The 25,100-nt window shown below is 39.5% G+C and carries 27 protein-coding genes and 1 riboswitch; of the genes, 23 read left to right on the forward strand and 4 right to left on the reverse strand.

The window, feature by feature from the left end:
• Position 1 precedes the first annotated feature (1 nt).
• From J2S11_RS05630 to J2S11_RS05670, 9 genes are all read left to right on the forward strand, one after another.
• Positions 2-1,534, forward strand: a complete 1,533-nt coding sequence (locus tag J2S11_RS05630; RefSeq protein WP_307392093.1) for a sugar ABC transporter ATP-binding protein — start codon at positions 2-4, stop codon at positions 1,532-1,534.
• A complete protein-coding gene (locus J2S11_RS05635; protein ID WP_307392095.1) occupies positions 1,512-2,579 on the forward strand; it encodes an ABC transporter permease in 1,068 nt (355 codons plus the stop codon). Before J2S11_RS05630 ends, J2S11_RS05635 begins: the two co-directional genes overlap by 23 nt.
• A 471-nt stretch (positions 2,580-3,050) precedes the next feature.
• Entirely contained in the window at positions 3,051-4,319 is a 1,269-nt protein-coding gene (locus J2S11_RS05640) for a TraB/GumN family protein (protein ID WP_307392098.1), read from the forward strand.
• A 336-nt stretch (positions 4,320-4,655) separates the two neighbouring features.
• Entirely contained in the window at positions 4,656-4,970 is a 315-nt protein-coding gene (locus J2S11_RS05645; RefSeq protein WP_307392101.1) for a hypothetical protein, read from the forward strand.
• Positions 4,971-5,051: 81 nt separating this feature from the next.
• A complete protein-coding gene (locus tag J2S11_RS05650) occupies positions 5,052-5,324 on the forward strand; it encodes a DUF2277 domain-containing protein (protein ID WP_307392103.1) in 273 nt (90 codons plus the stop codon).
• Positions 5,325-5,614: 290 nt separating this feature from the next.
• On the forward strand, positions 5,615-6,688 hold the full coding sequence (locus J2S11_RS05655) for a Fe(3+) ABC transporter substrate-binding protein (protein WP_307392584.1): 1,074 nt from the start codon (positions 5,615-5,617) through the stop codon (positions 6,686-6,688).
• Between the two features lie 3 nt (positions 6,689-6,691).
• Positions 6,692-8,350, forward strand: coding sequence for an ABC transporter permease (locus tag J2S11_RS05660; protein WP_307392107.1), 1,659 nt, complete (start codon positions 6,692-6,694; stop codon positions 8,348-8,350).
• Complete coding sequence (locus J2S11_RS05665) at positions 8,347-9,009, forward strand: ABC transporter ATP-binding protein (RefSeq protein WP_307392109.1); 663 nt, start codon at positions 8,347-8,349, stop codon at positions 9,007-9,009. The genes J2S11_RS05660 and J2S11_RS05665 overlap by 4 nt, the downstream gene beginning before the upstream one ends.
• A gap of 214 nt (positions 9,010-9,223) precedes the next feature.
• Positions 9,224-9,823 carry a hypothetical protein gene (locus tag J2S11_RS05670; RefSeq protein ID WP_307392111.1) on the forward strand — a complete coding sequence of 200 codons (600 nt, stop codon included), beginning with the start codon at positions 9,224-9,226 and terminating at the stop codon, positions 9,821-9,823.
• Positions 9,824-9,906: 83 nt separating this feature from the next.
• Here J2S11_RS05670 and J2S11_RS05675 read toward each other — a convergent pair whose 3' ends face one another.
• The gene (locus tag J2S11_RS05675) at positions 9,907-10,539 is read right to left on the reverse strand and encodes a hypothetical protein (RefSeq protein ID WP_307392113.1); all 633 of its coding nucleotides are present in this window, start codon (positions 10,537-10,539) and stop codon (positions 9,907-9,909) included.
• A gap of 187 nt (positions 10,540-10,726) precedes the next feature.
• On the opposite strand from J2S11_RS05675, the gene J2S11_RS05680 reads away from it, so the two are divergent.
• The 5 genes from J2S11_RS05680 (at position 10,727) to J2S11_RS05700 (ending at position 14,597) form a co-directional block, all read left to right on the forward strand.
• Positions 10,727-11,317, forward strand: coding sequence for a hypothetical protein (locus J2S11_RS05680; protein WP_307392116.1), 591 nt, complete (start codon positions 10,727-10,729; stop codon positions 11,315-11,317).
• 75 nt (positions 11,318-11,392) lie between these two features.
• Positions 11,393-12,286, forward strand: a complete 894-nt coding sequence (locus J2S11_RS05685; protein WP_307392119.1) for a GNAT family N-acetyltransferase — start codon at positions 11,393-11,395, stop codon at positions 12,284-12,286.
• Between the two features lie 163 nt (positions 12,287-12,449).
• Positions 12,450-12,824 carry a MerR family transcriptional regulator gene (locus J2S11_RS05690; RefSeq protein ID WP_307392122.1) on the forward strand — a complete coding sequence of 125 codons (375 nt, stop codon included), beginning with the start codon at positions 12,450-12,452 and terminating at the stop codon, positions 12,822-12,824.
• Between the two features lie 18 nt (positions 12,825-12,842).
• Positions 12,843-13,802: an aldo/keto reductase gene (locus J2S11_RS05695; RefSeq protein ID WP_307392125.1), complete on the forward strand. Its 960-nt coding sequence runs from the start codon at positions 12,843-12,845 to the stop codon at positions 13,800-13,802.
• 102 nt (positions 13,803-13,904) lie between these two features.
• Positions 13,905-14,597: an aspartate/glutamate racemase family protein gene (locus tag J2S11_RS05700; protein ID WP_307392127.1), complete on the forward strand. Its 693-nt coding sequence runs from the start codon at positions 13,905-13,907 to the stop codon at positions 14,595-14,597.
• A gap of 74 nt (positions 14,598-14,671) precedes the next feature.
• Here the strand turns inward: J2S11_RS05700 and fumC are convergent, their stop codons facing one another.
• Positions 14,672-16,057, reverse strand: a complete 1,386-nt coding sequence (gene fumC / locus J2S11_RS05705) for a class II fumarate hydratase (RefSeq protein ID WP_307392130.1) — start codon at positions 16,055-16,057, stop codon at positions 14,672-14,674.
• Positions 16,058-16,276: 219 nt separating this feature from the next.
• Between fumC and J2S11_RS05710 the strand changes: the two genes are divergently transcribed.
• The 7 genes from J2S11_RS05710 to J2S11_RS05740 all read left to right on the forward strand — a co-directional run bounded on the left by J2S11_RS05710 (position 16,277) and on the right by J2S11_RS05740 (position 20,441).
• Entirely contained in the window at positions 16,277-16,726 is a 450-nt protein-coding gene (locus J2S11_RS05710; protein WP_370875459.1) for an NUDIX hydrolase, read from the forward strand.
• A gap of 51 nt (positions 16,727-16,777) precedes the next feature.
• A complete protein-coding gene (locus J2S11_RS05715) occupies positions 16,778-16,948 on the forward strand; it encodes a hypothetical protein (RefSeq protein ID WP_307392133.1) in 171 nt (56 codons plus the stop codon).
• A gap of 28 nt (positions 16,949-16,976) precedes the next feature.
• A complete protein-coding gene (locus tag J2S11_RS05720; RefSeq protein WP_307392136.1) occupies positions 16,977-17,909 on the forward strand; it encodes an aminoglycoside phosphotransferase family protein in 933 nt (310 codons plus the stop codon).
• Entirely contained in the window at positions 17,899-18,723 is an 825-nt protein-coding gene (locus J2S11_RS05725; protein WP_307392138.1) for an APH(3') family aminoglycoside O-phosphotransferase, read from the forward strand. The genes J2S11_RS05720 and J2S11_RS05725 overlap by 11 nt, the downstream gene beginning before the upstream one ends.
• Positions 18,724-18,736: 13 nt before the next feature.
• Positions 18,737-19,186 carry an NUDIX hydrolase gene (locus J2S11_RS05730; RefSeq protein WP_307392141.1) on the forward strand — a complete coding sequence of 150 codons (450 nt, stop codon included), beginning with the start codon at positions 18,737-18,739 and terminating at the stop codon, positions 19,184-19,186.
• Between the two features lie 78 nt (positions 19,187-19,264).
• Positions 19,265-19,750 (forward strand): hypothetical protein, encoded by a 486-nt coding sequence (locus J2S11_RS05735; protein ID WP_307392144.1) that lies wholly within the window; start codon positions 19,265-19,267, stop codon positions 19,748-19,750.
• Between the two features lie 94 nt (positions 19,751-19,844).
• Positions 19,845-20,441, forward strand: coding sequence for an HD domain-containing protein (locus tag J2S11_RS05740; protein WP_307392148.1), 597 nt, complete (start codon positions 19,845-19,847; stop codon positions 20,439-20,441).
• A gap of 226 nt (positions 20,442-20,667) precedes the next feature.
• Here the strand turns inward: J2S11_RS05740 and J2S11_RS05745 are convergent, their stop codons facing one another.
• Together J2S11_RS05745 and J2S11_RS05750 are read right to left on the reverse strand one after the other, a co-directional pair.
• Positions 20,668-21,735, reverse strand: coding sequence for a hypothetical protein (locus J2S11_RS05745; RefSeq protein WP_307392149.1), 1,068 nt, complete (start codon positions 21,733-21,735; stop codon positions 20,668-20,670).
• Positions 21,719-22,240, reverse strand: a complete 522-nt coding sequence (locus J2S11_RS05750; RefSeq protein ID WP_307392151.1) for an RNA polymerase sigma factor — start codon at positions 22,238-22,240, stop codon at positions 21,719-21,721. Before J2S11_RS05750 ends, J2S11_RS05745 begins: the two co-directional genes overlap by 17 nt.
• 172 nt (positions 22,241-22,412) lie before the next feature.
• Positions 22,413-22,514, forward strand: a riboswitch (purine riboswitch).
• A 218-nt stretch (positions 22,515-22,732) separates the two neighbouring features.
• Here J2S11_RS05750 and J2S11_RS05755 point away from each other — a divergent pair.
• Entirely contained in the window at positions 22,733-23,335 is a 603-nt protein-coding gene (locus J2S11_RS05755; RefSeq protein ID WP_307392154.1) for a xanthine phosphoribosyltransferase, read from the forward strand.
• A complete protein-coding gene (locus tag J2S11_RS05760) occupies positions 23,332-24,858 on the forward strand; it encodes a SulP family inorganic anion transporter (protein WP_307392156.1) in 1,527 nt (508 codons plus the stop codon). The genes J2S11_RS05755 and J2S11_RS05760 overlap by 4 nt, the downstream gene beginning before the upstream one ends.
• Positions 24,859-25,100: the final 242 nt, after the last annotated feature.

Here is a 25,100-nt window from a genome sequence, read left to right on the forward strand (position 1 = left end):
TATGTCTCACCTTCTTCAAATGAACAAGATCATCAAGAATTTCTCTGGCGTGCAGGTTTTAAAACAGGTGGACCTCACACTGGTAGGTGGAGAAATTCATGCCCTGTTAGGAGCAAATGGAGCGGGAAAAAGTACCTTGATTAAAATCCTTTCTGGAGCATATAGCCTTGATGATGGAGAGATTATACTGGACGGTCATGAGGTATCCATTTCTTCACCACAGGAAGCTAAGGAATTAGGAATTCATACGGTGTATCAGGAGGTGGATACGGCTTTAATCCCTACTTTATCAGTAGCAGAAAACATCTTTATTGACGATTATGCTAATCTAAAAAGTTCCTTCTTTGTAGCTTGGAAGGATCTATATAGTAGGGCGGAGGAACTCCTTAACAGGGTCGGAGCAAGTATTTCGGTAAAGGCAAACATATCAGAGCTTTCACTTTCCGATAAACAGCTTGTCCTTGTAGCACGTGCATTAGCCCAAGAGGCTAAGTTTGTTATTTTAGATGAACCAACAGCTCCTTTAAGTGTGACTGAATCAGAGAACTTATACAGGATTATGCGTCAGTTAAAGGATAGTGGGGTGGGAGTCGTTTTTATTTCACATCGTTTAGCCGAGGTGTTTGAGCTTAGTGACAGAATCACCGTTCTCAGGGATGGACAAAACGTATCTTCAGAATCAAAGTCAGAAACCTCAATGAATCACGTGATTGAGGCTATGCTAGGTCAAGCTTTAGTAGAGGAGTTCCCTAAGTCATCTGTTAGTATTGGGAAACGCTTATTTGAGGCACAAGGGTTAGCTGATGGTGGTCGAGTGAAGAAGATAAACCTTCATGTATCAGAAGGAGAAATCGTTGGTATCTTTGGTCTAGTAGGGGCAGGGAAGACCGAAACAGCTAGACTGCTATTTGCAGCAGATCCTGCGAAGTATGGAGAGCTTTATCTATATGAGTCTGGTAAAAGGAGAAAGCTCCAGCTTAAGCAGCCTATAGATGCTGTTCAGCATGGCATCGTCCTTGTGCCTGAAGAAAGGAGAAGGGAAGGGCTAATTACGCAAGAAACGGTGCGTAAGAACATCTCCTTATCCACGTTAAAAAAATGGTCTAAGCTTGGATTTATTCAACAAAAAGTAGAGAAAAGCACAGTTGAACAGATCATTTCAAGCCTAGGAATTAAGACGAACTCGATGAATCAGCATGTGCATGATTTAAGTGGGGGTAATCAGCAGAAGGTAGTCGTTGGCAAGTGGTTGCTTGAGGAGGCAAACGTATATATCTTTGATGAGCCAACAAAAGGAATTGATGTCGGAGCAAAAAGGGATATGTATCAGCTCATAGGTGATCTAGCTAATCAGGGAAAAGGAATTCTTTATTTTTCCTGTGAGCACAATGAGCTTATAGGTATTGCAGATCGCGTTCTTATTATGTATGAAGGGCAAATCGTTAAGGAGTTAATGAGAGAAGAATTAACTCAAGAGAAGCTAATGTATTATGCAAGTGGGGGGCAAGAGAGTGGAAACAATCAAGCGGGATGATGGACAAACAAGACGATCAACGGACTCTACTGTAAAGGACACAGTGTTCCAATTTATTTTCCGATATGGGACACTGCTTGTTACCCTCTTTGTATTGATTTATTTTAGCGTGACGAATCCATATTTTCTAACCTACTCAAATATTACGGATATCTTGCGTTCTATATCAATCGTTACTTTAGTAGCCATTGGCGTTACTTTTTCTCTAATAGTAGATGGGTTTGATTTATCTGTTGGTTCAACGGTATCTTTAACAACGGTAATAACAGCGTCATTGATGGTCTGGTACGAGCAGAGCTTATTGGTCATATTAACTGTTCCTATACTTATAGGAGCAATTGTGGGACTTTTAAACGCGTTTTTTATCATTAAAATCAAGATTCCAGATCTCTTGGTTACACTTGCCATGCTTTATATTATAAGAGGGATTCACTTGACGTATACGAAGGGGTATTCTGTGTATACTAACATGCCTTTAGGTGGAGGGGTAAATGCTCCAGGAAAGTTCTCAGATGCTTTTTTATGGCTAGGACAGGGCTCCCTATTTTCTTTTACAATAGGAGGTCAGTTAATTTCTGTCCCTGTTCCAGTTGTAATCATGCTCGTTATCGTTGCTGTCGTCCATATCTACTTAAATTACACGCGACAAGGGCGACTTTTGTATATTACGGGTGGTAATCAGGAAGCAGCAAGGCTATCAGGAGTGAGGGTGAATCGGTATAAAACCCTAGCATATGTACTATCAGGAATTTGCTGTGGAATTGCGGGTATTCTTCTAACGGCTAGGATCGGTACTGGACAGGTTGATGCAGGTGGGTCTCTACTCATGGATGCTGTTGCTGCCGCCTTTGTTGGATATTCGGTATTTGGTGCAGGAAAGCCTAACGCTATAGGTACATTTGTAGGAGCTGTATTAATTGGAATTCTATTAAATGGTCTAACCATGCTGAATCTACCCTATTATGCCTATGATATTATAAAGGGCTCGGTGCTTCTATTAGCTTTAGCAATAACGTATTATCATATGAAACAAAGGAACAGATAAGAGCTAATTATAGCTTTCTTTACAAATTCCCTTCAGTTCAATACTGGAGGGAATTTAATTTGGATAGAATTCTGTCTTCAACGGACTATTGGAATTTGGATTTCTTGAGTTCTATAGCTTGGGTTAAGATTTTTATCTAACCTATACCATGGGTACCTATCTGTAGGGAGGTTGGCTTCTACGAAATAAAAATGCTGACCAATTCAATATTTTGAAACTCAACGTTCTATATATCGTATACTAATAGTAAGCGCAAAGTACATATGGTTCAAGATTAGAGTAAAAATTTTACATCCATTCACTGAGGGAGTTTTTTAAAATTGATGTGAAAACCAAAATACCTGTTTTCTAAAGGGGGATAAAAGGGTAATACATATAGCAGGTTATCATTCATACATATGCCTCCTTCCTTCTCTACTTGAGGAGCCATAGCGTGATCACCACAATACTTAGAGATAAAGGAGATAGCTAATGAGAAAAACATTTACATTCCTATTAACCTTACTTATGGTGTTTTCGCTTGCAACTGGAGCCTTTGCGGAAGCACAGCCTATTTCGGTTCACTTAGATGATGTAGAGCTAAGTTTTGGCAGTCAGGGAGTTGTAGTTGAAAACGGGATTTCCTTAGCTCCAGCTCGATCATTTTTGGAAGCTCTTGAGCTAGAGTTCTTATGGGATCAACAGTCAGGTGAATTAACAATTATGAATGATGGAACAACGTTAACCTTCAAAGTAGATCATCCTTACGTAGAAATGAATGGTGTAACAGAAGCGTTGCTTGCACCAGTTAGGTCTTTTGAGGGTGAAACGTACGTGCCCATTCGTTATATTGGAAAAGCCTTTGGCTACGAAGTTGAATGGGTTGGTTCAGATAAAGCTGTAGCTATTTATTCTGATTTAGTAACTGGTCCAGAGCCTGAAAATGAGGAACCAACCCGTGGTCTCATGTGGGAGGTTGAGCATGAAGGGAATACTGTTTATCTCGTAGGCTCTATTCATGTTGGAATCGAAAGCATGTATCCAATCAATCCTGCTATTGAAGAAGCGTTTGCTTCATCTGACAGTTTAACACTTGAGATTGATCTATCTAAAGCAGCAGATCCAGAGACTACACAAATGATGCTTGAAAAGAGCATGTATCAGGATGGAACGACACTACCAGATCATATCTCTGAGGAAGCCTATGCAGAGCTTGGTGAATTTTTAGAGGAGATTGGGGCAGACCCTACTGATATGGATCTATTCAAGCCTTGGTATGTGGCGACAAATATTGAAATGCTCCAAACTTTTGTTGCTGGATACGATACGGAACTAGGTATTGATATGCATTTTGTAAGACATGCGCTAGAGCAAGATATTCCGATATTAGAGCTTGAAAGCCTTGAAAGTCAATTAGCTATGTTTGAGGACTTTTCTGATGAGCTACAAGAGCAATTATTAAGAGATACGATTCGTAACTTTGATGCTAGCCTAACAGAGCTTGATGAATTAGCAAATCTTTGGATTGAAGGAAATGAAGATGATTTACTTGCCTTTATTGCAGAGATTGAAGACAATGATGAGTACAATAGAGGTATGTTGATAGATCGTAATATTCCAATGACTGATCAGATTGCCGAGTATCTACAATCTGGAGACGGAAACACTTACTTTGTGGTTGTTGGAGCGGGTCATATGCTTGGTGAATATGGGATTGTTACATTGCTAGAGGAGAAAGGATTTACTGTTGTAAGAAGATAATAGATATTTAATGCTCGCAAAAATAAAGCAAGCCGGAAGCGTATGCTGAAATACGTACCGGCTTGTTTATTTACAGTCTAAGAATTTATACAATTTGATACAATGATTTCTTCAAATTCTATAAATTCTGGCTGTATGTAAAAGCTTCCTCTAATGATGGACTAGACAGCCTCTTCAAGAAGGCTTCAATAGAAGCTTTTCATATCTTAGCTAGTCCTTAGCCATTGAATTATGACCTCATATGGGAGAGAATAGGATATAGTAGGAAGATAAATCTATGAATATGGTAATGATAATCATAACTAGCTTTTACAACAAGCATATTAAGGGGGAACTATGGAACCACTAGCTACCCAAATCTATTATAAGGTTCAGCGTGAAGTGGATGGTTTATCACAAAGGAATGTTGAGTATGAACGAACCATTTATCTGTATGAAGACCGAGTAGTGACCCAATATCGCGAATTCCCATTTTATGATGTGTATGATGTTTCCTATCGTAGAATGGGGAAGGAGAAGGGGCTGCTATATTTGCACACAAGAAATGGGATTTACTCTTATACAGTAAAGACAGATCCAGATAAATTTATAAAAGTATATAAAAAGTATAAGAGAGAAAGTCAGACTCTGAGGGATGGAAAGGGAGAATAGTTAAGCAGGTAAAAGAAAGTGAGACAAGCAAAAAGAAGTGAGAACAAAGTGATAGAAAAATAATGAGAAAGGGTGAAGATAATGTGTAGAAACATTAGACCACTATTTAATTTTGAGCCTGAAACCACTTCGGAGGAAGTAGAAGCAGCAGCCCTACAATTTGTCCGTAAGATTTCTGGATATAACAAGCCTTCTAAAGCGAATGAAGAAGCTTTTAATTTGGCTGTCCAGGAAGTATCACTGGCTGCTCAAAAGCTCTTAAGCTCACTGGTCACTAATGCAGAGCCACGTAATCGTGAGGAAGAAAAAGAAAAGGCAAAAGCTCGAAATGCCAAGAGATTTGGGACGGCTTAAGCCCCCAATGAACAAATGAAAAAAAAACTTAGACAAATCATCTAGAAGGAGCAAGGGGAAAATCCCTTGCTCTTTACTATTTTGTGCCCGTTGTAAGCTATAAAGCACAGCGTGTGAACATTACGTGATAATAATCAAAAAATTCTATTGTCAAATGAAAAAGAACGGGTTATAATTCTAAATGAAAATGATTATCATCATCACATTTTATAGATGTACTGGGGGAACAGAAATTGAAAAATCAACGTAAGCTAGTTTTTTTAGCCCTTTTCGTTGTTGCTATATTCACTATGCTTGCTGGATGTGGAACGACTAGCGACGGGGAAACAACTGGAACACAGCAAGGTGATAGTCAAGGCACTGAAACAGAAAGTCCTAGTGAAGCTTCAGGGGAAGCAGAAGTTGAAGAAGCTGGAGAGGTTAATCTTTACTCTGCGCGACATTACGACATTGATGCTGAGCTTTACGGCATGTTTGAGGAGCAAACAGGAATTAAAGTAAATGTAGTTGAGGGTGACGCTCCAGAGCTTATAGAACGTATGAAGCGTGAAGGAGCAAGTACACCAGCTGATCTATTCATCACGGTAGACGGTGGGATTTTAAATACGGCAAAAGTGGCCGATATTCTACAACCAATTGAATCAGATGTGATAGATGCTCAAGTGCCAGCCGATTTAAGAGATGTTGATAGCCATTGGGTTGGACTTTCAACTAGAGCAAGGGTGCTTGTTTACGCTAAAGATCGAGTGGATCCAAGTGAGTTATCTACATATGAGGATCTAGCGACTGAGAAATGGCAAGGAAGGGTGCTTGCACGCTCTTCATCTAATCTATACAACCTATCATTGATTGCATCCCTAGTTGCTATTAATGGAGAGGAAGAAACACAGGAATGGGCAAACGGAATAGCTGCTAATTTAGCTCGAGATCCAGAAGGTGGAGACCGTGACCAGGCTAAAGCTGTTGTAGCTGGAGCAGGAGACGTAGCTATTATGAATACGTACTATATTGGTCGGATGACTGTCTCTGATGATGCTGAGGAGGTAAAGGTTGCGGAAAGTGTAGGCATTTTCTTCCCAAATCAAGAGACGACAGGTACACATATTAATCTAAGTGGTGTGGGTTTAAGTAAATACAGTCAAAATAAAGAGAATGCTATTAAGCTAATTGAATTTTTAACGGATGTTGAAGCACAATCAATCATCTCGCAGGCAAACTTTGAGTATCCGGTAAATACAGATGCAGAGTGGCCAGAGATCCTAGAAAGCTGGGGAACTTTTGAGCATCAGAAGATAGATTTTGCAGCGTATGGTGAAAATAATCCGAAGGCTGTAGAAATTGCTAATAAAGCAGGCTGGAAATAAGGCGTGCGTGGAAGAACATTAATTAGAAACGCCAAGCGTCAGCTGAACGCCTGGCTAGTCATCAGCTTAATTGGGGCGGCAGTTATTCTGCTGCCTATTGCCTTTGTTTTGTTTAGTTTGTTTCGAGCAACTAATGATAATTGGGCTCATGTTAGAGAATATTTATTAGTTGATTATGTGCTTGGCTCATTAACACTAGTGATGTTCACAACTGTATTTGCTACCATCATTGGTGTAGCTCTTGCTTGGCTCGTAGTAGGGTATTCTTTTCCTTTAAGGCGTTTTTTTCAATGGGCTTTAATTCTCCCCTTAGCTTTACCGCCTTATATTGTGGCCTTTACGTACCGTACGATGACGAGCTATACCGGCTTTATTCAATCGACCCTGAGAAATCAGTTCGGTATTGTTATTCCACCTGATACCATCGAAGTGATGTCGACAAGGGGGGCCATCTTTGTCTTAACGATGTGTCTATTCCCGTATGTGTTTATGATTACCCGTACATTTTTAGAGAGACAAAGTGCTTCTTATATAGAAAATGCGAGCTTATTAGGCAAAAAGAACTTCAATTTGTTCTTCCGTGTGGTAGTACCTATTGCTCGACCAGCTATTATCGCTGGAATGATGCTTGTTGTATTTGAGGTATTAAGTGATTACGGGGTGGCTACGTACTTTGGAGTACAAACCGTATCAACAGCCATTTTTCAAACGTGGTTTGGTATGTATGACGTAGACTCTGCTCTACGATTAGCCGCTTGGCTGATGGTCATTGTGATAGGAATTTTTGTGTTAGAGAGATTTCTAAGAAGGAACCGCCAGTTTTCAGCAACGAGTAGTCAGGGAAGACCACTTACTCCTCGTAAACTCCGTGGTTTTGCTGCCGCTGCCGCAGTAGGGTTTTGCTCACTGATTTTTCTACTTGCCTTTGCTATACCCGTTGTCCAAATTATGGTCTGGAGTACATGGACCTTCGATAAGGTTTGGACTAGTGCATTTTTTGATCTTGCTGCTAATACGGTTAAAGGTGCAGCTATTGCTACCACGTTGATCGTTCTCATATCATTCATAACCGCAAGAGTTTGCCGTCAGATGTCTTCGTCCTTTGCTTACGGACTTTCTCGTTTAATGACAGCAGGCTATGCGATTCCGGGAGCAATTATAGCAATTGGTGTTCTAGCGGTTTTTATTGCCTTAGATAATTGGCTCTCGCCAGTCTACGCCAGCCTGGGCAAAGGAGAGGGAGCACTAGTTCTAAGCCTGTCCCTAGTCATGCTGATTACAGGGTATGTAATAAGATTTATGGCTCCAGGCTATAACGCTGTTGAAGCAGGATATGAGAAGATACCCCGCTCGTTCTCGGAGGCTTCTCGCACGCTAGGTAGGGGAGCTACTTCAACCTTTTTCAGAATTGAGTTACCTATGCTAAAAGGAACCGTATTGGCAGCCTTTGTCCTAACGTTTGTGGAGATTGTCAAGGAATTACCACTTACTATGCTTCTACGACCGTTTAATTTTGAAACGTTAGCTACACAAACATACAAGTATGCGATCGATGAAAGAATCTATGAGGCAGCCTTACCGTCTTTGTTATTAATTTCGGTTAGCCTCGTGTCCATTATTATTTTTAATCAAATTGGTCAAAGAAAGAGGGAGAAAGCATGACGTTTGTTTCGATTGAACAGTTAACCTACCGCTATACAGCCCAACAAGATCCGGTTATTGATGAGCTTTCGTTTACCATGGAGCAAAAAGAAATTGTGGGGATTTTAGGGCCAAGTGGAAGTGGGAAAAGTACATTTTTACGTTTAATGGCAGGCTTAGAGCTTCCTGAGAAGGGAAGCATTACCATTGCTGGTCATACAGTAGTTGATGAAAACAAATTTGTTGATGCTGAGCACCGGGGAGTTGGCATGGTTTTTCAGGATTATGCACTATTCCCACACTTGACCGTAGCGAAGAATATTATGTTTGGTCTGCACCAAATGAATCGGACAGAACGTCATCAAAGACTAAAGGAGATGCTCGAGTTAGTTCAATTAAGTGAATTTGCTCAGCGTTATCCTTACGAGTTAAGCGGAGGACAACAGCAAAGGGTAGCATTAGCCAGGGCTCTTGCACCGAAGCCGGCCATTTTATTAATGGATGAACCATTTAGTAACCTAGACACTAATTTGAAGGAATCGATTAGGAAGGAACTGAGAGATATTCTTCATAAAGCAGGGATGACGTGTATTTTAGTTTCTCATGACCATGAGGATATTAAAGCGATTTGTGGTCGGACGGTTCAGCTTGAATCAGCTCGCGTTCTACAGCCTTCGTAGCTGTTGATTACAATCAAACTATTGCAAGCTCCTACTTTATAAAATGAAACCTCTTGATTAAAAATGGACCAAAAGATAGTCATACATCGTATGGCTTTTTTTTGTTTGATTTTGAATGTGCTCGAAAAGGTTTAAAGGACAGCAAAAAAAGGAAAAGTTAGATACATAATTTGCTGCGGTTAGCTTAGTTACATTCAAGAAAGGAAGAAGTCCCATGAGGAAAGGATATACAAAACTATATATTATTTTTGCCATTGGAAGTATCCTTTTATTATTGTCAGGCTGTCTAGAAGATGCTGGTCTTGGAGAGGGGATGGCTACAGAAAATGAAAGGGAGGATCATTTAGAGGCTCAGATCGAGCGTATAGAGCGGGAACTTGAACAGAAAAATGAGCAGCTAGCCGAATATGAATCCCATGGAACAGAAGAGCAGGGTATGGAATCACCTGTTGCAGAGCTACAATTCCATGTTAATTTTGGTATGGAGTCCAAGATTCTGGTAGATGAAATAACAGATACCGGTATTGTGTATAGGTATTATGATTATCAGCATCAGGCTGAGCCTGGAGCCAATCAGGAAGAGATGACTTTTGAAGAGCTATTTCGAGATGAAGAGTCGGGGAATTCCGATCCATTTCCAGTCCATATCCTAGAGCTCTACTTAAATTTCGGGGATAAGCAGTATCAGCTTCATGTTTCCACAGAATTTGAGGAAGCGTTTAGGAAGGACGCACAGTTTAGACAGCGGGTAGCTAATCACATAGGCGAGCCTATTAGTACTGAGTTTAATGACATAATTAATGGCAACAAATAAACACCTAGTTTTATTTTAAAAGGTGTACTGTTAAAATAGCAGTGTACAAACCAAAATGATATGTGCACTGCTAAATTTGGATATTAATCATTCTTTTTTAATGATAAGTACTTTGGCACAACTTCTCTCTTTAGTTTCAGTTGATTATTATCTGAGAATTGATCTTCGATATGATCTCTTCCATCTAGGTTGTATTTTCCGTGATTGTAAGACATAATATTCCAAGCAAATTCCTGATCTCCACTAACCCCAAAGTCAGATTTAGCTAAGAAAAGGACATATTGAGCATTTTCAACCAATGGAGAATATCCTGATGGAGTAAAAACATAGTCATTTTCTAAATCCATAAAAATGTGTTGGGCAATAATGATTTCTTCTTCTTCAAATTCTCCTTTAATGACCTGATGAACCTTCACAGGAGTATCAACCCAAAATTCTCCTAGAATTTCATTCTCTCTTAGTTTTATCTGGCTCTGTTTTAAAGATTTTAGATTTTTAGTAGGTTCTCCGATTATAATTAGATCTACATCCTGTTCAAGATCTTCTAAATTATTGTTTTGCTTATAGAATGACTCACCTGCTTTCTTGATAACGAATCCCTCAAACTCTACTTCAACTGAAGCTTCTGAATGGTCAAGTTGTTGATACATTACACCACCTATTATGACTAATGCTACAAGAACTACACTAAAAATGAGCAATGTTTTATTTCTCATAGCTTTATTCCCCCCACTTCTGGTGAATATGGTCTCTGTCGGCGCTTAAGACTCCTAATTGCATAGGTTAATTATACAAAATTGTTTGAACAATGAAACATAATAAATAATAAAGAGGTCAAATATATCATAATTAGGATTTCTAAAGTTTAATGAAATCTCTAGTGAATGTTAAGGAGGCTAAACTATGAAGAAAACAAGAAAACTACTTCTGATTCTATCTGTTGCGACTCTCATATTTACCTTCAACCCTAACTCTACCTCTGCCTGTTCCTGTGCTGAGCCACGTCCAGTAGAGGAGGCTTTAGAGGAGAGAACCGCAGTGTTTTCAGGGAAGGTTAAAGATATCTATATAGCCAATAAAGGGCTTACATTATCATCAGTTGATCCAGTGATGGTTACTCTTGATGTATATGAGGTATGGAAAGGTGATGTGCCCCAAACGGTCATCATTGAAACAGTTAGATTTACTGCAAGCTGTGGGTACGATTTTTCTGTAGGTGAAGAATATATTGTCTTTGCGTATGGTGAGCCAGATGCTCTGAAAACAGGTCTTTGCGAACGAACTAAACCTCTAGACGCAGCATCAGAAGAGCTTGCCGTCCTTGGTGAAGGAAAAAGACCTGAGCCACTTGATATTGATTCAAATAATAGTATGGAGCGTTCTGCCATCCAAGAAACAGAGAACAGAGCATTCATCCGTTCAGGTCAGTATATTACTACGGCTATACTTGTTCTGTCAATCCTAGTCATCAGACGAATTGGGTATAAGCCATAAAGTCTTTTGCTATCCTTCTTGCTATCATATAATAGCAGGTAGGATAGCATTTTTTTAGTAAGGAGTGGAGCAGCTTTGAGTAAACAAACAAGCGAAGGAGTCACCTTAGAAAAATTAGAAAAAGGTGATGCTGAACAATTGGTAGAGCTTGCCGCATTAGTTCAATGGGATTATACATTAGAGGATGTACATACGATTTTAAGTTCTGGAACGGTCTTTGGGCATAAAACTGAACAAGGAAAGCTTTTATCAAGTGCTGCTCTTTTCCCTTATGGAGGAGGAAAGCACTCATTTGCTTCATTAGGTATGGTTATTGTCCATCCTGACGCTAGGGGAATGGGACTTGGTCGTAAGGTTACAGAGGCTTGTGTAGCTATGGCACAAGGAGAGCCAGTTGTTCTTGTGGCAACAAAACAGGGAGTTCCTTTATACGAGAAGCTAGGCTTCAAAAAGGTGGCGACTCTACAGAAGCTTCTAGCAGAATCAGTGGGATCTCCGTCTGCACCTATCTTAGCAAATATGGAATTACCGAGTATATATCAATGTAGAGCATATGAAGAAGCAGACTTTGAACGAGTTGTAGAGATAGATTCTGCTGCCTTCGGAGCGACTAGAGAGACGTTTCTTAGAGTGCGAATTAAGCAATCTAGAAAGGCGATAGTTCTTATTAATGAGCAGCAAGATGTGGTTGGTTTTGGGTTAGGAATAGCTGTCTCTCAATTGCTGCTTATTGGTCCGTTGGTAGCCCCATCCGACTCTACAGCAGAATTAGTAATGAGAGAGATAGTCAAAGGACATGCTGGACAGGTAAGAATCGACGTCCCTGAAGGTCATTCTAGTTTTATAACATTACTGAGTTCATATGGGTTCCAAATTGCTAATCAGCCACCAGTGATGCTTTGTCATGCTAATGAGTTACCTAAAAGAAATGGTTGTTTATATGGTATTGCTAGTCAAGCATTTGGGTAACAGCTGAACTGGTGAATATACAAGCAATTCATATAAATCATGAGAAAACCCTGCTACAGAGCAGGGTTTTCTAGTATCCTACAGCGCTGATTTTCAAATAAATTTCCCCCTTGACTTAGAGTGCGCTCTAGCTTGTAGGATGAACATAATAGGAGGAATAATCATGAAAAATGAATTAACTATTCAAGAGGTGGCAAAAAGAACGGGTCTTACTCTACATACCTTAAGATATTACGAAAGGATTGGATTAATGGATCCTATTAAACGAGAGGCGAATGGGCATCGTTCTTACAATGAAGACGACCTCGAATGGATTACGATACTCCTACATCTACGGTCTACAGGGATGCCTATAAGTGAAATGCAGCGCTTTGCCAATTTAGTTCGAGATGGACATTCGACTATTTCGGAGCGTAGGGAGCTGCTGGAAGGTCATGAGCAGAAGCTTCAGCTACGGCTTAAAGAAATTAAAAGCACACTGAAAATCTTAGACAAAAAAATATCTCACTACAGAAATTTAGAGCAAGAGGAAAAGTGAAAAGGAGCTGTTGGAAAGATGAGAAAATTACCTTTAGGGAAAACGGGATTAACCGTTAGTGAATTAAGTTTGGGCTGTATGAATTTTGGTACTCGTACTGATGAGGAGACATCAGTAAAAGTCCTGGATCAATATGTAGAGGCAGGTGGAAGCTTTCTAGACACATCTAATAATTACTCATTTTGGAATGAAGGAGGTGCAGGAGGAGAAAGTGAGAGGCTACTAGGAAGATGGATGAAGGAGAGAGGGAATCGGGAGAAGCTTTTTGTAGCTACGAAGGTTGGAGCGATGCCTACAGAGCCTGGGGCAGGTCTAGAGAAGAAGGAAGGACTAGCCAAAAAAGTCATCGAAAAGGCTATCGACAAAAGCCTTAAGCATTTAGATACAGAATATGTAGACCTTTATTATGCCCACATTGATGATCGAGATACTCCGTTAGAGGAAACGTTAGAAGCATTTAATAGCTTAATCCAATCTGGAAAGGTTCGAGCTATTGGCTGTAGTAACTATCTTACTTGGAGAATAGAACAAGCAAGGCAAATAAGTCTTTCTAATCAATGGGCAGAATACAGCTGTGTCCAGCAAAGATTTACCTATCTTAGACCTAAGACAGGATCAAGCTTTGGTATTCAATACAGTATTAATGATGAAATGCTAGACTATGGCAAAGCACGTGAGGATTTAACTCTGATAGCTTATTCCCCTTTACTAGGCGGATACTACTCAAACCAAAAGAGTTTGATAGAGCAGTATGAATGGACGGACTCAGATCATAGAATGAAGAATTTGTTTGAAGTAGCAAAAGAAGTAGAGGCCACCCCTAATCAGGTCGTTCTAGCTTGGCTTCTTCAAAATTCACCAACAATTATCCCTATAATTGGGGCTAGTCATTTAGAGCAGCTAAAGGAGAATATTGAATCATTGAAGGTTAAGCTGAGTAAGGAGCAACTTGATCGATTAAATAATAATGAAGTGTAAGATTCTAAAATACGTTCATTTCAGCCGCTTGATATGATAGGGTAGAGATTAAGAGATATCTGATCAGAGAGTATGAAATATGTGACTAGGGGGCAATGTACAATGAAGACGATCGGTTTATTAGGAGGAATGAGCTGGGAATCGACACAGGAGTATTACAGAGTTTTAAATGAGGAAGTAAAGGCTCGGTTAGGCGGCTTACACTCTGCAGAATGCTTGCTTTACAGTGTCGATTTCGCAGAGATAGAAGAGTGTCAAAGAAATAATGATTGGGATCGTGCCGCTGATATACTAACTGAAGCAGCGAAAAAGCTAGAAAGAGCTGGTGCTGAAGCAATCGTGATTTGCACAAACACAATGCATAAGCTGGTTGATTTTATCCAATCCAATATCCAAGTACCGATTCTTCATATTGCTAATGCTACTGCAAAACAAATTCAAAAGAAAAGCCTAACAACCATTGCACTATTGGGCACCAGATATACGATGGAACAGGATTTCTACAAAGAAAGAATTGAAAGCCAAGGAATCAATATTTTAATTCCTGACAAAGAAGATCGGGATACCGTTCACCGAGTCATTTATGAGGAGCTTTGCTTAGGAGTAATAAATCAAGATTCTAAGGCTGAGTATAAGAAGATTATTGAGAGTCTAAGAAAGAGAGGGGCAGAGGGAGTTATTTTAGGTTGTACAGAAATCACCCTACTAATTAAGGATGAAGATGTTTCTCTCCCTCTCTTTGATACAACTAGAATTCATGCGCAAGACGCTGTAGATTTTATGTTAAATAAGTAAGCCGAGGAAAGGCGTTTAATATCAATGACCTATATAGTTAACTATGCTTTGAATTGAAAAGTGCCTGAAAGATACTATTTTGGCTCAATCATATCCTCAGGACGTACGAATTGCTCAAATTGTTCTTCGGTTAGCTCCCCACTTTTTATAGCAGCTTCTTTGAGGGTTAGACCTTCTTGGTGGGCAAGCTTAGCAATACCGGCTGCTTTTTCATAGCCTATATGTGGATTTAAAGCAGTTACTAGCATAAGAGACTGCTCCAAATGCTTTTGGATAATCTGATGATTCGGCTTAATTCCTTTAACACAATGCTTGTTAAAAGACGTGATCCCATCAGCCAGCAAACGAACAGATTGAAGGAAATTGTAAATAATAACAGGCTTAAACACGTTAAGCTCAAAATTCCCTTGGCTAGCAGCGAAGCCAATAGTGGCATCATTGCCAAAGACCTGACACGCTACCATCGTTAACGCTTCTGCTTGAGTTGGATTGACCTTGCCGGGCATGATAGAGCTGCCGGGCTCATTAGCAGGGATGGTAATCTCTCCTATTCCAGAGCGTGGTCCGCTTGCCAGCCAGCGGATATCATTAGCTATTTTCATCAGATCGGCTGCAAGAGCTTTTAGTGCTCCATGAACGTAAACAAGTTCATCATGACTCGTTAGCGCATGAAACTTGTTGGGAGCGGAAACGAACTTTTTACCAGATAATAGACTTAGCTCTTTAGCCATTTTATCCCCAAATTGAGGGTGTGCATTGATCCCCGTTCCTACGGCTGTCCCTCCGATAGCTAGCTCCTGTAAAGATTGAGCGCTCTCCTGAATCATTCGCTTTGTTTTCTCTAGCATTCTTAACCAGCCACTCATTTCCTGTCCTAGCGTTAACGGTGTAGCATCCTGAAGATGAGTTCGACCAATTTTAATAATGGAGGTAAACGCAGTGCTTTTTTCCATCAAGGTTTCTTTCAGCTCAGTTATGGCTTCCAAGAGACGTCCGTCAATGGCAATGACTGCAGCTATGTGCATAGCTGTGGGAAAGGTATCATTTGAGCTCTGTGAACGATTGACATCATCATTCGGGTGAATGCGCAGGGAGCTTCCTGAAACTTTCAATTTTTCATTGGCTAGGTTAGCAATGACCTCATTCACATTCATATTTGTTTGTGTACCGCTACCTGTTTGCCATACGGCTAAAGGGAAATGCTCATTCCACTGACCAGCAATGATTTCATCTGCTGCTGAAACGATAGCTTCGGCCTTTTCTGCTTCAAGCCTCCCAAGCTGTTGATTGACGGTAGCTGCGCTTTTTTTGAGCATAGCAAAAACTTGGATTAGCTCAATTGGCATGAGCTCTTCACCGATTCTAAAGTTCTCTATACTTCTCTGAGTTTGGGGCCCCCACCATTTATCTGTGGGTACATTTATTTCTCCAATCGTATCTTTTTCAACTCTGTATTTCATGCTTTTTTCACCTCATTGTCATCTTGTTAATCGAGACTTAATAGATACTAGTAGCTATTCCCCTTTTTATTTTTCTATAATCGAATCTTATTCCAAATCAAGATCAAATATCTTCAAAATTTTACAGGAAAGTAATAGCTTCGTAGAGAAATTTGTAGTTTAGAGTAGGAAAAATGAATAGGAAGAGCTACAGAAACGGTAAGAGTAGGGGGAGTATCCGTGGAGTACATGAAAGGATTAAGAAAGCTAATTGGTACTAAACCTGTTATTATGGCGGGTTCATGTGTTATTGTAAAGAATTGTGAGGATAGGCTTCTTTTTCAGCAGAGGTCAGACACCGGGGAATGGGGGCTTCCTGGAGGGGCGCTTGAGCTAGGAGAATCACTTGAGGAAGCAGCAAAAAGAGAATTGTTTGAGGAGACAGGATTAATCGTTAAAACTATGAAGCTATTAGCTGTTCTTTCTGGTCAGGAAATGTACTTCAAATATCCTCATGGTGATGAAGTATATAACGTAACGGCTGTATACGAGACTACAGAGGTGGAAGGGAGTTTAGTTATGAACGATGGTGAAAGTACAAAACTACTCTATTTGTCTGTTGACGAAGCTCAAATGAATTTAAACTCAGTAGCTTATCAAATTTTAAAGAAAACAGGCTATCTAAAGTAAAGGGTAGTTAGTCGTATTTATTACTTTAATGAAAAAAAAGGAGTATAATAGATGGGGAATTTTTTAGAAAACGCAGGATATGTTCTAACAGCTATAATCTTAGGTATTATTTCTTTTTTTACTCAAGAAATTGTTACCTATTTTATGTTGGGTATGATTTTGATTGCCCTAATTAACATTCTTAATGTACTAAAGGTCATTTCAAAGAAATTAAATTATTAAGCTCAGACCACTTTAGAGGAGAAGGACGATGAAACAAACAAACGTAGAACAACTAATTTTACATATCCCTTTGCTAAAAAACGCAAAAAGAATCACTCAAATAAATAAAGGCTATTCCCATGATCAAAAGCTTCTTGTCCTGCTTGAGAATGATGAAAAAGCTCTTCTGAGATTAGCAAAGCAAGAGGAGTTTAAAGCTAAGGAGCAGGAGTTTCAGCATTTAGAGGCTTTACAAGGCTTTGGTGTAAAATGTCCCCAACCATTAGCAGTAGGACGAATACCCGAGCTTGATTACTGCTACTTTCTTTTGAGCTTTTTGGAAGGAGAGGATGCACAGGAGGAGCTTCCTCAGCTTGAGGAGGGGGTTCAGTATAGGATCGGGCTTGAGGCAGGACAGGATTTAGCAAGGATCCATCAGTATGTAGCTCAGTCAAATCTACCTTCTTGGTATGAAACGAAAAGTAAAAAAAGTGATCGATACATAGAAGCGTATAAGAATTGTGGGATAACATTCCCTTATGAAAAAGAGACTTTACAGTTTATCGCTGAGAACAGTAAATATATGAAGGACAGACCTAATCTGTTTCAGCATGATGATTTCACCTGTGGAAACCTCATTGTGAAGGATCAATCGTATGGTGGGGTCATTGATTTTGGTCGCTTTGATTGGGGAGACCCAATTCATGAATTTATAAAAGTGGGTCTTTTTAGTACGGAGGTCAGTATTCCTTTTAGTATCGGTCAGATTAAAGGGTATTTCAAAGAAGGAATTCCAGAGTACTTTTGGAGGCTCTACACCTTATATATGGCGATGGCTGTTATCTCCTCTATCGTGTGGAACAACAAATTTTTCCCGGAACAAAATGATGAGATGCTCGCCCGATTAATTCGAGTAACAGAGGATCATAAAGGCTTTCAAGAGCTAAAGCCAACTTGGTTTAACGAACAATATGAAGGATAGAGAAGGGGATGAGACGATCACAGTGAATATAAAAGAGAACCTTCCTAGTGAGTTGAAAAGGTTGATTGGAGACGCGACCTGGCAGCAAAGCCAAGTAGGACATTCAGGAACAGACGTGTATAAGCTAACAAAGCTAGCAGACGCAGAATCAGCCTACCTTAAAATAGCCAAAGATAACAACGACCAGGAATCATTACGGCGTGATGTAGAAGTATTACATTGGCTAGAAGGAAAGCTTCCAGTTCCACAGGTATACGCTTACTTCGAAGATATAGATAATGGTTATCTGCTTATGTCTGAGATCAAAGGTCAGCATGGGGCTACACAGGAGCTGCTAGAGAATCCCGAGCTTCTGGTTCGCTGTTATGCAGATGGACTTAGAGATATTCATTCTATTGCCATAGAGAATTGTCCCTTTAATCAAAGCGTAGAGGTTAAAGTAGAGCTTGCTAATAAAAGAGTACAGCTAGGCTTAGTGGATGAAGGTGATTTTGAAGAGGAATACAAAGGCTTTTCAGTAGAGAAGTTATTTACTCAACTAAAGAAGACAAGACCTACTACGGAAGATATTGTGTTTACTCATGGAGATTATTGCTTACCCAATCTGATTATACAAGAGAATGAAGTTAGTGGGTTCATAGATTTGGGTAGAGCTGGATTAGCTGATCGATATCAAGATATCGCTTTAGCAGTTAGAAGCTTAAAGCACAACAATCTAGGCCAATGGGTCGACTCTTTTCTTGATTGCTATGGGCTTCAGTCTATCGATCAGGAAAAGGTGAAGTTTTACATCCTACTCGATGAATTCTTCTGATGGAGGTGCTAACATGATACGCCAAGCAGTTGGAGGCTTCGTATGGTGGGGAGAAAAGCTCTTACTTATTGAAAAAGTAGAGTTGTCCGATACTCTAAGTAACAAAAAAGATAATATTAAATCCGAATGGGATATTCCCAAGGGTGGAGTGAAAACATCGGATACAAACCTAGAGCGCGCATTGCTGCGAGAGCTAGAAGAGGAGACAGGATCTGTAGCTTACTCGATACAGTTTAAATATCCTGAGCAGCTAACCTTTACATTTCCCAAATCAGTACAAGAGAAAATAGGATTTATCTCTCAGAGCACGAATCTTTTTCATGTGAATTATATAGGAGATGGTACAGACCTCATACCCAACGATTCTGAAATTCGGCAGGTGATGTTTGTTCCAGTTGAAGAGGCGCTTAATAAGTTGACCCATGCAGAAACAAAGAAATTTATTACAAACATTATTCTATAAGTAGGTGGAATAGATGATGTAGCAAAACTATTTGCAGGACTCTAATGGAAAAAGGTCCATTGATGAAGGGGGATGAGGATGATACGTAAAGACTCAGGTTATTTTTGGCTGATAAGTGGACTTCTAGTTTTAGCTGTCGTTGTGTATACAATAATAGACTTTAATCAAGCTCAAGCTGAAATCAATGAAGCAAGTCTGCTAGAAGCTACAAGTACATCAGAAGTAAAACCGTACGATTCAGGGACCTTTAGCAAAATAAGCTATTCTTTTCTTATTCAGCTATCGCCTGATATGACAAAGCAGGATATTGGTCAGATTAAAATACAAACTATTTTTCCTGAGGAAGCGATTCATATCCTAGGGCATTCAGCTAGTGGGATTAATCAGGGTGGACTTAAAGAAGTGAATGAGGAAAAAGGAATGTATGAATACCAATATTCCTTCGGTGGAGATCATTTGACTGAAGCTGATTTAACTAGACTTCAAGAGCTGGCACCTCTTGTTCAATTGAATCTTAGTTATAAGAAAAAAGACGTTATACTTAGTTACAATGGAGATTCATAGATCCTACTTTGAAATACAAGCTTGTATTTAGCTTTGTGGACTGCAGCCTTAATGATAAAATATAATAAAACAGCAGAGAAAGAGTGGTATTGATATGTTATCCGAACGATTACAGCAGCAAGTTACATTCCTTATGGAAATTGATAAAGTAAAGCAGGTCTTTCGAAGATCATTTCTAACGGACAAATCACGTAATGAAAACGACGCAGAGCATTCCTGGCATCTTGCTGTATATGCGATTTTACTTGCAGAATACTCAAAGCACGATAATTTGGACTTATTGAAAGTACTTAGAATGATTCTTATTCATGATCTTGTCGAGATCGATGCCGGAGATACGTTCGCTTACGATGTAAAAGGATATGAGGATAAAGCAGAGAGAGAAGAAAAGGCGGCAAAGCGGATTTTTGGTCTTTTACCAAATGATCAAGGAGAAGAGTTCTACCAGCTTTGGACAGAGTTTGAGGAGATGCAAACTATTGAAGCTAAATATGCAGCAAGTCTAGATCGTCTTCAGCCTTTGCTTCAGAATTACTTTACTCAAGGGGCATCATGGCAGGAGCATAACATCACAAGTGCTATGGTGCTTGAACGTAACAAGCATATTAGGGATGGCTCTGAGGAGCTATGGAGCTTAGTAGAGTATCTAGTTGAGGAATCTGTAAAGAACGGATATTTGATCAGGTCTTAAGATACCTGAGATTTTTCTTGCATAGAGTATGGACTCCATGAATTGAAACTAAATAGGGAATAAACAAGTATCTGTCTATGTGATTAGTAAAGAACAAACCTGCGTTAGGAAGTAGAACGAAATGGATTCAGCTTGTATGAAGTACAAACTCCCACATCTAAACTTCAGTAAGAAGTGGGAGTTTTTTATGATCCTAATGTTTCGCTTGAGCTAATAGTATCAAAATTTATTTGCCCCTAGGGTCTTCAGTCTCCCAATGACCATCGGTATTTCTAATGTAATAGAAATAAGGTATATCTTCATGATTTAGGACAATGACGTAGCCCTCTGACTCATCGTTGTTCAGATACACAAAAGGAGCATCAGTTCGTTCAACTTCTCTATCTATAGTAGTCAATACAGGTCTCAAAAGATTTTTATATATAAAAGAATAAAGCTCCTTGTTACTTTCTAGTTCATTGAAATTCTTAAAGGAATAATTATTTATGGGGATACTAAACTTTTGTGCTACTTCCGCTGCCTCTTTTAAATCTCTCTCGATAAATGTAGGAATAGAGTCTGAAAAAGGCTGAACGTTAATAACGATATCCCCAATCATTTGGTCATCCACATACAGAAATAATTTCCAAAGACCGTTATCTGGAAAAGCAAAGAACTGTCTAGCCTGCCAAATTTGATCGTCATAATGCTGTAGCTCTGTGTCAGGAACAAGTGTAACGGATTCGCTAGGATAATCAAAATTTTGGGCAGTGACTTTAAACTGCTGACCATCTATTTCTTCAGAAGGATTTAAAATATACCAGTTGTTAGAGTATCCCTCTTCGGCAAAAAAGAACCTTGGTAAAGACGGATCCTGTGGGGATGTTTCGATATGAGGAATCGCTTCAGATAGCACCTCTGTGATTTCTAATCCATACTCTTCCTCATCGCCTATAGCATAAACTGGCGAAGAATCTTCAGGTCCGGAGCGTATTTCAAAAACGGGGCTTTCCTCCCACACTTCAGGTGCTTCACCAGTAAGCTGCTGATGATCTTGAGAATTTGTAAATGGTAAAGGAAAAGAGAGTTCAGATTGAGACACCCAATTGGCGCTTAGGATGATGGCAAGGATCATCGGAACCGTGATCATGGCACGTCTTATCCATTTAATACGATGTTCTCTAGCTTCAATCTGTTCAATCTGTTCCATGATTTCAGATAAATTTGCTGAGGAACGCTCTTCATTCATTTGAAATGCAGGTGGTTGATCAAGAAGCTGTTCAAGTAAGTGAAATTCATTATGATTCTTTCTCATACCAAATCCCCTCCTCTTTCTGTACTGAAGCCATGAGCTTTTTTATAGCTCTATGAAGCGTTATTTTTACCTTGCTTTCCTTCCAGCCTAAGATTACAGCTGTTTTCTCAACAGAAAACCCCTGAATCTTGCGCAGAACGATAACCTCTCTATATTCTCTTTTAAGTGTATCCAGCAATCTAAAGATTTCCTTTGCCTCTTCTTTTATTTCTAGCTTTTCAGGTGGGCCGCTTTCCTCTGAAGCTATATCATATAACCGGTCAATGGAAACAAGTGACATAAATTTCTTTTTCCGTTGATGATCTATCACAACATGTCTAGCTATAGTAAATAACAAGCTTTTTGGATTATGTATATGATCAAGCTGATAATGGCTTTTATATAACTTAATAAATACCTCCTGCAATAAATCCTCAACATCTAGATGACTTGAAAGATAAACGAGAAAATTGAAGACATCTTGGTGATACTCTAAATAAAGCTCCTTCACCTCTTCTTTATCCATGGCATAACCTCCATTTCTACTACAGTAGACGAAATTTATCTAATGAGGTTACACTTTACATTTTTGAAGTCAAGAAGAAATCATGACTGAACAGATCATTGGCTGTTAGAGATAGAAAAATCATGGTCTTGCTTCAAGGGCTAGAACATGGTATGATTCAAAACAGACTAATGAAAATTTCATAGAAATTGCTCATATAATAGCAGTAATATGGTCTGCAAGTTTCTACCGATCCACCTTAAATGGAGCGACTATGAGTGATAATCGGTGCTACTGTTAGATTAACATAGCTTGTTTTGAAGCTTGTAAAGCCAGATATTTTACTGATCTAATGGATTGATATTTGGGAGTAGAATTAGCTTCTACTCTATTAAAGCCTACTAGGATTGTCACTTATGACAGCCATAGTAGGCTTTTTTTGTTGGAAAATATCGGTTGGACAAGCTTTACACACTACAACACTTTATAACGATGAAAGGGAGAGGCTCCTACATGCAAGAATTGAAGAAGAAAATCCTGCAAGAGGGAAGAGTATTATCTGATCAGGTATTAAAGGTTGATTCTTTTTTGAATCATCAGGTTGATCCACAGCTTATGGTGGGTATCGGCAAGGAATTTTCCGCAAGAATCCATGAAGGCTACGCCACAGAAAACAAAAAAGTAACTAAAATCTTAACGATTGAATCCTCTGGAATTCCTGCCGCTTTGACAACTGGCTTAGAGCTTGATGTACCAGTTATTTTTGCCCGCAAGAAAAAATCCTTAACGATGACAGACGAAAATTATGTGTCTCAGGTTTACTCCTTTACAAAGGAAGAGACAAACGATATCACCGTATCAAAAAAATTCTTGGATGCTGATGAGCATGTGTACATTATTGATGACTTCTTAGCACATGGTGCAGCAGCTCACGGATTAATTGACATTGTTCAACAGGCTGGAGCTACAATTGCTGGAATAGGAATTATCATCGAAAAGTCCTTTCAGGATGGTGGTCAAAAGCTACGGGATTTAGGGTACCCTGTACACTCTTTAGCCCGAATTAAGAGCTTAAGAGATGGAATCGTAGAATTTATGGAGGATGAGCATTCATGATAAACAAGCAGGCGGTAAAGTACCCGTGGTACAAAAAAGAAGACACTGACGCTTTTTTCGCGTTGTTTCAAAATAATTTAGCTAACTTCGTTATTATAGCGGTAAGTATGCTGGGGATGGGTTTCCCTGCGAGTATTGTATTTGGTAAGGTCATTCCTGGTGTGGCGGTAGCTGTATTGGTAGGGAATCTCTACTACGCCTATATGGCCAATCGCTTAGCTAAAAAGGAAAACCGTACGGACGTAACAGCGCTATCTTATGGAGTAAGTACACCCGTTATGTTCGTCTTCCTATTCGGAGTTCTGCTTCCAGCAATAACGATTACTGGTGATCCGGAGTTAGCTTGGAAGATTGCTTTAGCGGCTGCATTTATTAGTGGATTAATCGAAGCATTAGTAAGTGTTACAGGAAACTGGCTACGTGACCATCTTCCAAAGGCTGCTATTTTAGGGGCTTTATCTGGGGTTGCCTTAACTTTTATAGCGGGAGAAATGCTTTTTAAGACGTTTGAATTACCTGTGGTGGGGCTATTAGTTTTAGCTATTATTTTAATTGGAATCCTTGGAAAGCTCACCATGCCGTTTAAAATTCCTGCTTCATTGTTCGCTATTGTACTCGGTACGGTGCTGGCCTATGCATTAGGTCAGGTGGATACGGGTCAAATTCAAGCAGGGCTAGAGAACTTTGGGTTTTATCCAATGCTTCCTTCCTTTGCTGCCTTCGAGGGATTAAGCTATTTATTTGGTACATTAATTGCTTTGTTTGCTGTTGTTCTTCCCATTACTCTATACAATGCGATTGAGACGATGAATAACGTAGAAGCGATGGCTTCTACAGGAGATCGTTATGATGTTAGAGAATGTCAGGCTGTGGATGGAATCGGAGCTATGGTAGGGGCATTGTTTGGTGGGCCTTTCCCAACTACTGTGTATATCGCTTCTGTTGGATCTAAATGGATGGGAGCAGGACGAGGATATAGTATTGTTAACGCTATAGTGTTTGGTCTTACAGCGATTACTGGTGTCATTGCAGCCTTGTCTGCGATTATTCCTGCTGCTGTTGTAGCACCAATTTTAGTGTTTGTAGGGATATCTATGGTATCAACAACGTTCCAAACGAACGAAACGAAATATTATCCAGCGGTAGTCATGGCTATGCTTCCTTATCTGTCTAACTATATTATGACTCGCTTTAACAATAATGCTGGTGAAGTGGTTCAAGGGATATCGACTGGTATTGTGCCTTTGGGCCATGGAGCAATGTTTACAGGTATTATTTTCGGGGCAATAACTGTGTACATCATTGATCGTCAATTTAATAAGGCTGGTGTGTTCTCGCTTGTCGGTGCTTTACTTTCCTTTATTGGTTTGATTCATGCACCTGCGTTAAGCCTTGGGGCAGCTAATGATTTTGCTATCGGTTATGTCATAATGGCGATTTTCTTCTTTTACTACAGCTGGTACTACGCCAAGAAGGGACGTTTAGTGGATAAGGCTAATCTTCCTTTAAATCAAGGGAAGTAGAGTCAGTTCTCAGACATAAAATTTCATTTATCCAGATATAAACGAAACTATTCTTCGACGAGAGGATGGTTTCGTTTTTGGATAGTTAAAAAATTTATATGTTTATAAGCTATCTAAAAAAAGTGAAGATAAGAGTAATTGCTTTGACTCCGAGGCTAATAAAAGAAGAGGAAGATTTTTTATTGTAGAGAGCGGAGCGTATCAAATTTCCAAAGTACGAAAAACGAAAAGAGAATGACGAA

This window comes from Bacillus horti, from assembly GCF_030813115.1.
GTDB classification, from domain to species: Bacteria; Bacillota; Bacilli; order Caldalkalibacillales; family JCM-10596; genus Bacillus_CH; species Bacillus_CH horti.